The organism is Tissierella sp. QWL-11 (genome assembly GCF_058683765.1).
On the sequence record NZ_CM178750.1, the window covers coordinates 1,059,006 to 1,072,207 of the forward strand.

Annotated in this window: 12 protein-coding genes and 4 tRNA genes; 15 read left to right on the forward strand and 1 reads right to left on the reverse strand. The window is 31.0% G+C overall.

The window, feature by feature from the left end:
* The first annotated feature begins 1 nt into the window (after position 1).
* The 5 genes from ligA (at position 2) to AC4PG3_RS04990 (ending at position 6,626) form a co-directional block, all read left to right on the forward strand.
* Entirely contained in the window at positions 2-1,993 is a 1,992-nt protein-coding gene (gene ligA / locus AC4PG3_RS04970; RefSeq protein WP_492197965.1) for an NAD-dependent DNA ligase LigA, read from the forward strand.
* A gap of 2 nt (positions 1,994-1,995) precedes the next feature.
* A complete protein-coding gene (gene gatC / locus AC4PG3_RS04975) occupies positions 1,996-2,280 on the forward strand; it encodes an Asp-tRNA(Asn)/Glu-tRNA(Gln) amidotransferase subunit GatC (protein WP_492197966.1) in 285 nt (94 codons plus the stop codon).
* A 10-nt stretch (positions 2,281-2,290) separates the two neighbouring features.
* Entirely contained in the window at positions 2,291-3,712 is a 1,422-nt protein-coding gene (gatA, locus tag AC4PG3_RS04980; protein WP_492197967.1) for an Asp-tRNA(Asn)/Glu-tRNA(Gln) amidotransferase subunit GatA, read from the forward strand.
* The gene (gene gatB, locus AC4PG3_RS04985) at positions 3,712-5,142 is read left to right on the forward strand and encodes an Asp-tRNA(Asn)/Glu-tRNA(Gln) amidotransferase subunit GatB (RefSeq protein ID WP_492197968.1); all 1,431 of its coding nucleotides are present in this window, start codon (positions 3,712-3,714) and stop codon (positions 5,140-5,142) included. The genes gatA and gatB overlap by 1 nt, the downstream gene beginning before the upstream one ends.
* Positions 5,143-5,348: 206 nt before the next feature.
* Positions 5,349-6,626 carry a dicarboxylate/amino acid:cation symporter gene (locus tag AC4PG3_RS04990; protein WP_492197969.1) on the forward strand — a complete coding sequence of 426 codons (1,278 nt, stop codon included), beginning with the start codon at positions 5,349-5,351 and terminating at the stop codon, positions 6,624-6,626.
* Here the strand turns inward: AC4PG3_RS04990 and AC4PG3_RS04995 are convergent.
* Positions 6,613-6,774, reverse strand: coding sequence for a hypothetical protein (locus AC4PG3_RS04995; RefSeq protein ID WP_492197970.1), 162 nt, complete (start codon positions 6,772-6,774; stop codon positions 6,613-6,615). The genes AC4PG3_RS04990 and AC4PG3_RS04995 overlap by 14 nt on opposite strands.
* Positions 6,775-6,958: 184 nt before the next feature.
* Here AC4PG3_RS04995 and AC4PG3_RS05000 point away from each other — a divergent pair, with 184 nt between their 5' ends.
* The 10 genes from AC4PG3_RS05000 to AC4PG3_RS05045 all read left to right on the forward strand — a co-directional run bounded on the left by AC4PG3_RS05000 (position 6,959) and on the right by AC4PG3_RS05045 (position 12,759).
* Complete coding sequence (locus AC4PG3_RS05000; protein ID WP_492197971.1) at positions 6,959-8,764, forward strand: N-acetylmuramoyl-L-alanine amidase family protein; 1,806 nt, start codon at positions 6,959-6,961, stop codon at positions 8,762-8,764.
* Between the two features lie 46 nt (positions 8,765-8,810).
* A complete protein-coding gene (locus AC4PG3_RS05005; protein ID WP_492197972.1) occupies positions 8,811-9,335 on the forward strand; it encodes a DUF2179 domain-containing protein in 525 nt (174 codons plus the stop codon).
* Positions 9,336-9,402: 67 nt separating this feature from the next.
* Positions 9,403-10,386: a GerMN domain-containing protein gene (locus AC4PG3_RS05010; RefSeq protein WP_492197973.1), complete on the forward strand. Its 984-nt coding sequence runs from the start codon at positions 9,403-9,405 to the stop codon at positions 10,384-10,386.
* Between the two features lie 108 nt (positions 10,387-10,494).
* A complete protein-coding gene (gene rph / locus AC4PG3_RS05015; protein ID WP_492197974.1) occupies positions 10,495-11,220 on the forward strand; it encodes a ribonuclease PH in 726 nt (241 codons plus the stop codon).
* Complete coding sequence (locus tag AC4PG3_RS05020) at positions 11,213-11,821, forward strand: XTP/dITP diphosphatase (RefSeq protein WP_492197975.1); 609 nt, start codon at positions 11,213-11,215, stop codon at positions 11,819-11,821. The genes rph and AC4PG3_RS05020 overlap by 8 nt, the downstream gene beginning before the upstream one ends.
* Position 11,822: 1 nt before the next feature.
* Positions 11,823-12,299 carry a metallophosphoesterase family protein gene (locus AC4PG3_RS05025; RefSeq protein ID WP_492197976.1) on the forward strand — a complete coding sequence of 159 codons (477 nt, stop codon included), beginning with the start codon at positions 11,823-11,825 and terminating at the stop codon, positions 12,297-12,299.
* A gap of 87 nt (positions 12,300-12,386) precedes the next feature.
* Positions 12,387-12,460, forward strand: a tRNA-Gly gene (locus tag AC4PG3_RS05030).
* 24 nt (positions 12,461-12,484) lie between these two features.
* Positions 12,485-12,561 (forward strand) — tRNA-His (locus AC4PG3_RS05035).
* Positions 12,562-12,596: 35 nt separating this feature from the next.
* Positions 12,597-12,672 (forward strand) — tRNA-Lys (locus tag AC4PG3_RS05040).
* A gap of 3 nt (positions 12,673-12,675) precedes the next feature.
* A tRNA-Leu gene (locus tag AC4PG3_RS05045) sits at positions 12,676-12,759 on the forward strand.
* Positions 12,760-13,202: the final 443 nt, after the last annotated feature.

Consider the following 13,202-nt stretch of genomic DNA (forward strand, 5'->3'; position numbering starts at 1 on the left):
TATGGAGAAAGAAAATCGTATAAAAGAACTTATAGATATAATAGATGATTTAAACTATCATTATTATACTTTAGATGAACCTAAATTAAGCGATAGAGAGTATGATGCTCTTTATAATGAGCTAGAAAAATTAGAAAAAGAAACGGGAATAAATCTTCCATATTCTCCAACTAGGAGAGTAGGAGGAGTAGTTTTAGATAAATTTCAAAAACACACCCATTTATCTAGACTTTGGAGTTTAGATAAAAGTCAAAATGTAGGGGAGTTAAAAAGTTGGGATACTAGAGTTAGAAGGCTTATAGACCAGTATAATTCTACTAATCCAGATAAACTTCCAGAACCAGTATATATAATGGAATATAAATTTGATGGGTTAACTATAAATTTAACTTATAATAATGGTGAACTAATACAAGGAGCTACAAGGGGAAATGGTATAATAGGGGAAGAGATAATAGAACAGATTAAAACTATAAAAAATATTCCTCTTAGAATAGATTTTAAAGAACCTATAGAGATTCAAGGTGAGGGGCTTATGCCTTTATCTGCTCTTCGAGAGTATAATAAGACAGCATATGAACCCCTTAAAAACCCTAGAAATGCTGCAGCAGGAGCATTGAGAAATTTAGATCCAAAGATAACAGAAAAGAGAAATCTTATAGGGTATTTTTATAATGTAGGATATATTGAAGGGAAAAGTTTTGAAACTCATAGAGAAGTATTAGAATTTTTAAGAAAAAATAGACTTCCAGTATTTCAATATCAAGAAAAATTTGATGATATAGATGATTTGATCATTGAAATAGAGAGATTAGATGAAGAGAGAAAGACCCTAGATGTATTAACTGATGGTTTAGTTATAAAGATAGATGATATTAGAACGAGAGAAGTTTTAGGATATACAAATAAGTTTCCTAGATGGGCTATAGCATATAAATTTGAGGCAGAAGAAACCAGTACTAGACTCCTAGATGTAGTTTGGAATGTAGGAAGAAGTGCAAAAGTTACTCCAAGTGCTATATTAGAACCTGTAGATATAGGTGGAGTGACAGTGAGTAGGGCGACTTTAAATAATTACGATGATATAGAGAGAAAAGGTGTTAGGATAAACTCGAGAGTATTAATAAGAAGGTCAAATGATGTAATACCAGAAATATTAGGGACTTTACCTACGGAGGAAGAGACAATAGAAATAGAAAAGCCAACTCATTGTCCAGCTTGTAGTAGTGAATTATATCAAAATGGTGTTCATATATTTTGTCCGAATTCTTTGTCTTGTAAACCTCAGCTTGTATCTAGAATGGTTCATTTTGCAAGCCGTGATGCTATGGATATAGAGGGTTTTAGTGAAAAAACTGCAGAAAAACTTTTAGAAGAATTGAATTTAACGGATTTACCAGAGATATATGAATTAAAATATGAGGATTTAATAAATCTGGAAGGATTTAAAGAAAAAAAGACTAACAATCTCCTAAATGCTATAAAAAAGAGTAAAGATGTAGAATTATCTAGTTTTATATATGCTCTAGGCATTAGTAATGTAGGTATAAAGACAGCTAGAGATCTTGCTCATAGATTTAAATATTTAGAAGGAATTTCGAAGGCTACTTATGAAGAATTAATAGAAGTAGATGATATAGGAGATATTATAGCTAAGAGCATATTAGAGTTTTTCTATGATGATGAAATACAAAAGGCAATAGAAAAACTTCTTTCAGAAGGTGTAAGACCATACTTTGAAGAAGATGAGAAAAAGGAATCCTTTTTTACAGATAGGACTGTGGTAATTACAGGAACTATAGAAGACTTTTCAAGAAAGGAAATTAAGGATATAATAAATATATCAGGAGGAAAAGTAACAGGATCTGTAAGTAGTAAAACTGATTATATAATAGTTGGTGAAAATCCAGGTTCGAAATATAATAAGGCAATAGAACTTGGGATTGATGTAATAGATGAAGAAAGGCTTAAAGAGATTTTAAAGGAGGGTTAACTGTGATTGATAGAAAAAAAGTAATGGAGCTTGCAAGTCTTGCAAAGTTTAGAATAGAAGCAGACAAGGTTGATGAGTTTAAAGACTATTTAAATGATATGGTTAATAGTTTAGAAAAAATAGAAGGTCTAAATCTTGATGATGTAGAAATAAATTACCATGTAAATGGTGATAGGAATTTTTTAGCTAAAGACGAAGTTAAAGAAAGTCTTTCTAGAGAAGAAGCATTAAAAAATACTGTTGAGTCTCAATATGGATATTTTAAAATATTAAAAGTAGTAGATTAGGAGGGGAAAAATGAATATTACAAGATTAAAAGTTTCGGAAATAAAAGAGAAGTTAAATAATAAAGAAATTTCTTGTAGAGAAATAGTAGAAGCCTATTTTAAAAACATAGAAGAAAAGGAAAAAGAGATAAATGCTTTTATAAGCTTAGATAGAGAACAAGCCTTAAAAGATGCTGAAACAATAGATCAAAAAATAAAAAATAATGAGAAATTAGGAATTCTTGCAGGAGTTATAGTATCTCTTAAAGACAATATAATGACTAAAGATTTTAAAACTACAGCAGGATCTAAATTTTTAGAAAACTTTGTTTCTCCATATAATGCTACAGTTGTGGAAAAAATAAAGCAAGAAGATGGAATTATAATAGGTAAAAATAATATGGATGAATTTGCCATGGGGAGTACAAATGAAACTTCTTATTTTGAGGCAGTTAAAAACCCAATTGATACTACTTTAGTGACAGGAGGATCTTCTGGTGGAACTGCAGCAGCTGTAGCTGCAAGTGAAGCAATGATAGCTCTAGGTTCAGATACAGGAGGTTCTGTAAGACAGCCTGCAAGCTATTGTAATGTAGTAGGATTTAAGCCTAGCTATGGAAGAATATCTAGATATGGACTTATATCTATGGTAGATTCTATGGATCAAATGGGAATAGTCTCTAAGGATGTAAAAGATGCAATTGAGATGTTTGAAGTAATTTCAGGAAAAGATGAATTCGACCCTAGTACAAAAGAAATGGATTTAGACTTGGAGAATTTAAATGGGTCTATAGATGGAGTTAAAATAGGAATAGTAAAAGAATTTATTTCACAAGAAATGGATAAAAAAGTAAGAGAAGAATTAGAAAAATCTATAGAGAAACTAAAAGAAAATGGAGCTATCATAGAGGAAGTTTCAATACCAAATATAGAATATGCTTTAGAAACTTATAGAATTATAATGAGTTCAGATGTAAGTACGAATCTAGCTAGATTTGATGGGCTTAGATATGGATATAGAGCTAAAGATTATACTACTCTAGATGAATTATATATAAACTCAAGGACAGATGCCCTTGGAGATGAAGTCAAGAGAAGAATACTTCTTGGAACACATTTACTTAGCAATGGAGAAGTAGATTATTATAAAAAGGCCTTGAAACTTAGAAGTTTGCTAATTAAAGACTTTGATAGTGTATTTGAAAAGGTAGATATACTACTTAGTCCAACGTCTCCTATATTACCATTTAAAATAGGAGAAAACTTAGATCCTAAGGACTATTATAATGAGGCGATATTTAGCGTTCCTGTAAATATTGCAGGGCTTTGTGCAATTTCTATACCTGCTTCAAAGGAAGAAAGAATCACTGTAGGGATTCAGTTTATAGGAAATAGATTTAAAGAAACAGATATTTTAAATGCTGCTTTAGCTTATGAAGGGATGGTGAAATAATGTCATATAAAACCATAATAGGATTAGAAATACATGTAGAATTGATGACTAAATCAAAGATATTTTGTAATTGTACCAATGAATTTGGAGGAGAGGCAAACACTCACTGTTGTCCAATTTGCTTAGGGCTTCCAGGTGCAATTCCAATACTAAATAAGGAAGCTTTAGAATTGGGAATAAAAGCAGGCTTAGCTTTTAATTGCGATATAGCTAAATTTACTAAAATGGATAGAAAAAACTATTTTTATTCTGATTTAGTAAAAGGGTATCAAATTTCTCAAGATGAATTTCCAATATGTGCAGAGGGATATGTGGAATTAGAGCTGGAAGAAGGATCTAAAAAGGTTCATTTACAAAGAATACACATAGAAGAAGACACTGGAAAATCTCTTCATACACAAGAAGGAGATACTTTACTTGACTACAATAGATCCGGAGTACCTTTAATTGAAATAGTAAGTAAACCTGATATGAACTCATCAAAAGAAGCTAGACTCTTTTTAGAAACATTGAGAGATACCTTAAGATATATAGAAGTATCTGATGTAAAGATGGAAGAAGGTTCTCTAAGATGTGATGTGAACATAAACATTAAAGATACAGAGACAGGTAAAAAGACTAATATAACTGAGATAAAAAATCTAAATTCTTTTAGGGCAGTAGAAAAAGCTATAGAATTTGAAGAAAATAGACATATAGAATTATTAAAAAAAGGTCAAACTACTCAAAAGGAAACTAGAAGATGGGATGAAGTCCTAGGTGAAACAGTTATAATGAGACAAAAAGGTGGAGCAGAAAATTATAGATTTCATTTAGATGGAGATATTCCACCTGTAGAGATAACTAATGAATGGATAGAAGAGTTGAGATCATCTCTTCCAGAATTGCCTGGAGATAAGAAAAAGCGATTTATTGATGAATATAATTTATCTTCTTATGAAGCAGGAGTCTTAACTCAATCTAGAGATATATCAGATTTTTATGAAGAAACAATAGGGTATATAGATGACACAAAACTAGTTAGTAATTGGATAATGGGAGATGTATTAAGACGCTTAAAAGAAGAAGAAAGAGAAATTGATTCTCTTAAATTTAGCGCTAAAGATTTAGGTAGTCTTCTAAAATTGGTGAAAGAAGAAAAGATAAACAATAATACTGGTAAAAAAGTCCTAAGAGAAATGTTTGAAACAGGCAAAAATCCAGAGGATATTGTAAAAGAAAAAGGATTAATCCAAATAAATGATGAAGATGAATTAAAAAATATTATAGAATCTACACTAGATGAAAACCCTAAATCTATAGAAGACTATAAAAATGGAAAAGATAGAGCTGTAGGATTTTTAATGGGACAAATTATGAAAAAGACAAAGGGAAAAGCCAATCCTCAATTGGTAAAAGAAATGTTAACAGAAATGATACAAAAGAGATAGATGCTTAGGCATCTATTTTTTTTACTGTAATACACTAAATCCATCATATAAATAATTGAGAGAAAATGTACGATAATAATTAAAATTATAATGGAAGCAAATTTTCTATGAGAAATAAACTAAATTCGCAATTTTGCGAATTGACAAATAATTCCTCTTGCCCTATAATATATGTAAAGTTAAAATATATTAGAGGGGGGATTATTTTGAAAAAGAAGATAGGTTTAACAACCAAAATCCTTATTGCTCTTGTACTTGGTATCGTTACAGGAATTATTGTTTATAATCTTCCAAGTGGAACATTTAAGGATGTTATTTTAATTGATGGAGTATTTCAATTAGTAGGACAGATTTTCTTAAGAGCTATTATGATGATAGTTGTACCTTTGGTGTTTATATCTCTTGTAAATGGTGCAGCTAGTATGGGAGATATCAAAAAACTAGGTCGTGTGGGAGTGAAGACTGTAGGGTTTTATATGACTACTACAGCTATAGCTATAATAATATCTTTGGCTATCGGATTTTTAATTAAACCAGGTATAGGATTAGATATGGGCGCTATAGAAGCTGTTGAAACTGCTGCAAAGGACAAAGTGCCATTAGTACAAATACTTTATGAAATGATTCCAAGAAATCCAATTCAAGCTATGGCAGATGGAAATATGTTACAGATCATAACCTTTGCAATTTTAACAGGAATAGGACTATCTTTGATAGGAGAAAAGGGGAAATCAGTACTTAAACTATTTGAAGAATTAAATGAATTGGTAATGAAACTAGTATCTATTGTAATGATATTTGCACCTATAGGGGTATTTGGACTTATAGCAAAGACTTTTGCAACCGTAGGATATGATGCTTTGATTCCACTTTCCAAATATATCATAGCAGTATATATAGGGCTTATAATTCATGCAACTCTAGTATATGGAAGTCTATTTAAAGTATTTTCTGGGCTTTCAGTAGTTACATTTTACAAAAAGTTTTTCCCGGCTATGTCAGTAGCTTTTTCAACTGCAAGTAGTGGTGCTACTATTCCAGTTTCTATAGATATTGCTGAGCATAAATTAGGTGTTTCAAAAGATATATGTTCATTTACAATTCCCCTGGGAGCCACTATAAATATGGATGGTACTGCTATAATGCAGGGAGTTGCAACTTTTTTTGTAGCGCAAGTTTATAATGTACCTTTGACTTTCAGCATGTTGCTTACAGTAGTCTTAACAGCCACATTGGCATCAATAGGTACAGCAGGGGTTCCTGGAGCAGGAGCATTGATGCTTGCTATGGTATTGCAATCTGTAGGCTTACCATTAGAAGGTATAGGACTTATAATGGGAGTGGATAGATTAGTAGATATGGCAAGAACAGCTATAAATGTCACAGGTGATGCAGCTTGTACAACTATTATAGCCAAATCAGAAGGAGAACTAAACGAAGAAATTTTTAACAGTGAAATAGATTCAAAGCCTAAGAGTGTATAGAATTATGAGAGGATTTATTTCCTCTCTTTTTTTGTTTTTCTTCGAAATAAGGACAATCTTTAATAGGAGTTTCTGAAGGAGAGGTTACTTCTTTTAAAGTACATAAGCCATCATTTTCATAAGTACAATTTTCTGAACAAAATATCATAAAAAAGCCTCCTTATTTGTGTTATTTATATCATTACCTAAATAAAAAAAAATATCAAAATTTCTGTTACAATGCTATTACATTATTATTACAAAACCGTAGATTAGTTGAATCGAATTTAGATAAATGATATAAATATCTTAAGAGGATTTAAAAGGATTTCTTGACAGTATAGGAGGGCAATATGAAAAAAACAAAGATAGTTTTATTTTTTATGGTTTTAATATTATTTTTAAGTTCGGGAAGTTTTGCAGATGAATACGGAAATATTATAGTAAATATGAATGGTGGGGATATAGAGGTAAGAAAAGTCCCTATAATCTTAGATGGAGAAGCCCTGGTGTCAGATGTTCCTTCTTTTATCCTAGTAGATAGAACTATGGTTCCTATAAGAATGGTTGCAGAAAATTATGGTGCAAATGTAGATTGGGAGCAAAAGACTAAGACTGCTACAATTACATATGAAGATAAAAAAATAGATCTCACTATTGATAGTCCTAAAGCAAGTATAAATGGTGAATCAAAGATATTAGATAAAAATTCTATTCCTAGATTGATTGGATTTTCGGAGGAATATGCAAGTACAATGGTGCCTTTAGCTTTTATTTCTGAAGTTTTAGGATATGAGGTAGGATATGATGAAAAAGAGAGGATTCCATATATAAATTCTCAACCAAAAGATGAAGAAGAAGTCGAAGAAGAGGATTTAGAAGAACCAGAAGAAATAGAAAATCCAGAGCAAAAGCCAGAAGAAGTTGAGGCTAAAGTCAAGATAGAGAAAATCAAAGTGGAAGAAGTAGATGGTAAAAAAGCTATTGTAGTATATGGACAAGATATTGGAAAATACAATACTATGAATTTAAGTAATCCTGAAAGATATGTCATAGACTTTTTAGATGCCAGCTTGGAAAATGGAACTTATTTTGAAGAAGATGCAAAGGCAGGGTTTATAAATAGATATAGAGTTTCTCAATTTGTTCCTGATAGTAATTATAAAAATGATGAGAAGATAGTAAGACTTGTATTAGATATAAAATCTGGAACTGTAAATCCTAAGTTTAAGATCACCACTGAAAAAGATAAACTTATAATATGCCCAGAGGAAAACTCTTGGAAAAACATAAGGTATTTTAAAGAGGGAACCGATAGATTTTTAGAGATACAAAATAAAGAAGAAACAAATTATGCTACTAAATATTTTGAAAAAACCAATATGCTTCAAGTAGAGATTCCATCCAGTGCAGAAGATCTAAAAGAGGGAAAGATAATAATAAAAGATGGTTTAATAGATAATATAGATATAATTAAAAATACAAATTCTACAGTATTATTTATAAAATTTAAAAAGAGTGTGAAACATTTAGTTTTATCAAATAAAAAAGATGATAAGATACTATTAAAATTTAAAAGAGATTCAAATATAGAGGTAAATGATAGAACAATAGTAATAGATCCTGGACATGGTGGAATAAAACCAGGAGCTATAAAAAGTGGAGTTAAAGAAAAAGATATAAATTTAGAAATATCACTAAAGGCTAGAAAAGTGCTAGAAGATTTAGGTTATAATGTTCTAATGACTAGGGAGGATGATAGCCACATAGGTATATATGAAAGAGTAGATTTTGCAAATAATAGTAATGCAGACTTATTTATAAGCTTTCATGCTAATTCCTATAAGGATCCTGCTATAAAGGGAGTACAAGTCTTATATTGCCCTGCTTATAAAGGAGATAAGGATGGGGTAGATCAGTATCCTTTTGCTAAATCTATAATGGATTCCTATCTTCATGGTACAGGAGCAGTAGATAAAGGAATAATACAAAGAACAGATTTACCAGTAGTTAGAGAAACAAATATGCCTGCTGTATTGTTAGAAGTAGGATTTATGACAAATGAAGAAGAATTATCATTAATAAGAGATGATAAATATCAAGATAAAATTGTTGATTCTGTTGCAAAAGGTATAGAAAATTATTTTGAAATATATTAAGATGTAGGAAGGGAGACCTTCCTACTTTTTTTGAAAGGAGAATCATATGGAACTTTTACTTGGGTATGCATTTATTTTTTTTGCTAGGGTAGTCGATGTGTCTTTGTCAACTATAAGAATGTTGATGGTAGTTCAAGGAAGAAAATTACAAGCAGCATTTATAGGTTTTTTTGAGATTATTATATATATTACAGCTTTAAATAAGGTTGTAAGTGGGCTAGATAATCCATTTAATTTGCTTGCATATGGACTTGGATTTGCCTGTGGTAATTATGTAGGGATAACACTTGAAAGTTTTATTGCCCTTGGAAATCTTGGTGCCCAGATAATACTAAAAACTGATGAAAATGAAGAATTAATAAACTTATTAAGAGAAAATAAATTTGGAGTAACAGTGATGGAAGGATATGGAAAGGAAGGACCTAGAGAGATATTAAGTGTAGCATTAAATAGAAAAGATTTAAAAAAGCTTAAAAATTTAGTATACGAATTAGAACCTAATGCATTTATAACAGTAAGCAGTATAAATCCTGTAAGTGGTGGATATTTTTATTCGGTAAAAAAGAAATAGTTATATAAGCATAGTATATTCTTCCTCCTAATATAATATATTAGTAATAGTATAGGAGGGAGAATATATGGTGAATAAAAGAATACTTATATTTGGATTAATTGCAATTTTAGGTATTACAGCTGTTAAACTAGGGACAAATTTAATTAAGGAAAACATGACATCTTTAGATGATGGAGAAATCGAAGTCATTAGGTCAGACATAAATGATATAGAAGTAGTAGAAGATGATGATTTACGGAAAACTGTATTTTATTTTAAAAATGGTGAAGGGTATTTAGTACCAGTTATGAAGAGGATTCCATGGGCAGAAGGAATTGCAAAGACTACACTTTTAAACATGGTAGACACTAATGAATTAAGGGAGTCTATGGCACATACAGATTTACTTCCTTTAATACCAGCAGGAACTAAGATAAAGGGTATGACTGTTGACAATGAAACTGGTTTGTGTAAAGTTGACTTTTCCAAGGAAATAAAAAATGTAGAGTCTAAAGAAGATGAAGAAAACATGATAAAAGGAATAGTATATACATTAACTGAATTTCCAACCATCAACAAAGTACAATTAATGGTTGAAGGGGAAGCTGTAGATAGATTAAATCATGATGTAGTGATTGGAGAATCTCTAAGTAGGGAGGATATAAATTTAATTAGTGATAAAGATGATTTTAGTTCCAAGGTAGTTGTATATTATATGGATTCTGATAATGATTATTTTGTACCAGTAACTATACCTACTTTAGCACCAGTTTCTAATGTATACACTGCTTTAGATGAATTATTTCAAGGACCACCTGAGGGAAGTAATTTAAGATCTAATATTCCTAATTCTGTAGAACTACAAGGTGTGGAAATAAAAGAGGGGATAGCCTTTGTAGATATAAATATAGAGGATGAATCCTACTTAAATGATGAAACAGTATTAAATGGAATGATGAAGAATATAGGTCTAACACTAAAGGAATTTGGAGATGTGGAAAGTGTTGAACTACTAGTAGAAGGTGAGATTATAAACACAAGTGTACCTGTATTTGCAAATGAATATTAAATTAAAGGAGATTCTCTAAATATTAGAGGATCTTTTTATATTTTTTCATTTTTATTTTTTGGTGTTTTTTGATAGAATAGTACTAGTGTTAAGATTGGAGAGATTAAAATGAGAATAGATAAAAGAGAATATGATGAAATTAGAAGGGTAAATATTACAAGAAATTATTTATTACATCCTCAAGGCTCTGTACTTATGGAGATGGGAAATACAAAAATAATATGTACTGCAATGATAGATGAAAAAGTACCATATTTCTTAAAGGGAACAGGTTCAGGTTGGATAACTGCAGAATATTCTATGCTACCTGGGGCAACTGGAGCAAGAAAGGTAAGGAATTCATCAAGGGGTAAAATAGATGGTAGGACTCAAGAGATTCAAAGACTTATAGGTAGAAGTTTAAGGTCTATAATAGATTTATCTAAATTAGGTGAAAGAACTATATGGATAGATTGTGATGTAATACAGGCAGATGGTGGAACTAGGACAGCATCAATTACAGGTGCATTTGTAGCTGTAGTGGATGCCCTAAATAAATTAAAAGAAGAAGGAAAAATAGATTCCATACCTATAACAAATTATATAGCAGCTATAAGTGTAGGATTGTGTGAAGAGGGAGAGTTATTAGATCTTTGCTATGAAGAAGACTCAAAGGCAATAGTAGATATGAATATTGTAATGACAGAGGATAAAAAGATAGTAGAAATCCAAGGAACAGGAGAAAAGCATAGTTTTTCTAGAGAACAATTAAATAAACTCCTAGATTTAGGAGAAAAGGGAAATATGGAGTTGATAGAAATTCAAAAAGAAGCTTTAGGAGATAGAGATGAATAGAAAAATTGTAATATCTACTAATAATGAAAATAAATTAAAAGAAATAAAAAAGATATTAGAGGATTTGCCTATAGAAGTATTATCTAAGAGAGATCTAGGTTTGGAAGATTTTGATGTAGTAGAAGATGGGAAAACTTTAGAGGAAAACAGTATAAAAAAAGCTAAAGCCTTAAAAACTAGGACGGATTATATGGTTATGGCAGATGATTCAGGACTCTTTGTAGATTCTTTAAATGGAGAGCCTGGTGTATATTCTGCTAGATATGCTGGAGTAGATGGAGATGATTTGGCAAATAATGAAAAATTACTTAAAAATATGAAAAATGTTCCTATGGAAAAGAGAAGAGCTCATTTTGAGGCAGTGATAGCTCTAATTACAGAAGAAGATGAACTTATTACAGTAAGTGGAAGATGCCATGGAAATATATCTTTTTCTCAAATGGGGGATAATGGTTTTGGATATGACCCCCTATTTATTCCAAATGGATATAGAAATAGCTTTGCAGAACTAGATGGGAAGATTAAAAATGAGATAAGCCATAGAGCAAAAGCCTTGGAAGGAATAAAGCAAAGATTAGAACAACTGTTAGAGGAAGAGTGATATGAGAATATTAGTTATTAGTGATACCCATGGTATAAATGAAGATATCATAGAGGCTATTATGAAGGATAAAAAAGCTGATATGATGATACACCTAGGAGATTATACAAAGGATGGAGAAAAGATAGCTAAGATACTAGATCTTCCTTTTGTAATAGTTAAGGGTAATGGAGACTACAATTCAAATTATCCTGAGGATAGACTTATAGAGATAGAAGATAAAAAGATATTTTTAACACATGGACATAAATATAATATAAAATCTAGTTTAGATAATATATATTATAAGGCCTTAGAGCTAGGAGCAGATATAGCTCTATTTGGCCATAGCCATATAGCTTTAAATATTAAAGAAGGAAATATTATAATAATGAATCCTGGTAGCCCCTCTCTTCCTAGAGATATCAATAGAGTTAGAAGTTATGGAATTATTGAAATAGGAGGAGAAATCCATACAAGTATAATAGAAATAAAATAAAAAAAATAATTTTAAAAATTGTATTGACAACTTTACCATTACCTGCTATAATTTTATATTGTTGGTAGCAAAACTTCGTATTAATTTGCGGGTGTAGCTCAGTGGTAGAGCCCCAGCCTTCCAAGCTGGTTGCGAGGGTTCGATCCCCTTCACCCGCTCCAAGAGTTACTAACAACTTTATTATGGTGGGTGTGGCCTAGTTGGTTAGGGCGCCAGATTGTGGCTCTGGAGGTCGTGGGTTCGAATCCCATCATCCACCCCATAATATAATATGCTTTATTAACATTTAGTTTATATGATCCATTAGCTCAGCCGGTAGAGCACCTGACTTTTAATCAGGGTGTCCGGGGTTCGAATCCCCGATGGATCACCACATGCGGGAGTGGCGGAATTGGCAGACGCGCTAGACTTAGGATCTAGTGTCATTGACGTGGGGGTTCAAGTCCTCTTTCCCGCACCAAATCAAAATTGGCTTAGGCCAATTTTTTTTATGCCTATTTTTAATTTAAAATAAATTCTGAATATTAATAATCGAATAGGGTATAAATTATCACAGAATAAAAATTGGGGTGTATTAAGATAAAAATTCCGCTATTTGTAAAGACTATGGATAAAGGGGCAAGTGGAGGGATACATCCATATATGTAAAATAGCTGAAGCGGATGGATTGATCTATAATATTATAGATAGTACTAGGAGGAGATATAGTATATAAAATTATTTTATATAAATAAAAACATGCTTTCAAGGGCATGGAGTGAAGGTATGGATGCTTTTTCTAAAGCACCTACTGTCATCTTAGTGTAAAATTACATTGGGGAAAATAATCAAAAATAAAATAAGAGCATTCCAAGATATGATAGTATATAGGTGTCCAAACCAAATACACATATAAAAGGAGAT

Bases quoted from the DNA above. Each gene is read 5' to 3' on its own strand.
- rph (WP_492197974.1), top strand. From the start codon at position 10,495: ATGAGAATAGATAAAAGAGAATATGATGAAATTAGAAGGGTAAATATT.
- AC4PG3_RS05005 (WP_492197972.1), top strand. From the start codon at position 8,811: ATGGAACTTTTACTTGGGTATGCATTTATTTTTTTTGCTAGGGTAGTC.
- AC4PG3_RS05010 (WP_492197973.1), top strand. From the start codon at position 9,403: ATGGTGAATAAAAGAATACTTATATTTGGATTAATTGCAATTTTAGGT.
- ligA (WP_492197965.1), top strand. From the start codon at position 2: ATGGAGAAAGAAAATCGTATAAAAGAACTTATAGATATAATAGATGAT.
- AC4PG3_RS05025 (WP_492197976.1), top strand. From the start codon at position 11,823: ATGAGAATATTAGTTATTAGTGATACCCATGGTATAAATGAAGATATC.
- gatB (WP_492197968.1), top strand. From the start codon at position 3,712: ATGTCATATAAAACCATAATAGGATTAGAAATACATGTAGAATTGATG.
- AC4PG3_RS04995 (WP_492197970.1), bottom strand. From the start codon at position 6,774: ATGATATTTTGTTCAGAAAATTGTACTTATGAAAATGATGGCTTATGT.
- AC4PG3_RS05000 (WP_492197971.1), top strand. From the start codon at position 6,959: ATGAAAAAAACAAAGATAGTTTTATTTTTTATGGTTTTAATATTATTT.
- gatA (WP_492197967.1), top strand. From the start codon at position 2,291: ATGAATATTACAAGATTAAAAGTTTCGGAAATAAAAGAGAAGTTAAAT.
- AC4PG3_RS05020 (WP_492197975.1), top strand. From the start codon at position 11,213: ATGAATAGAAAAATTGTAATATCTACTAATAATGAAAATAAATTAAAA.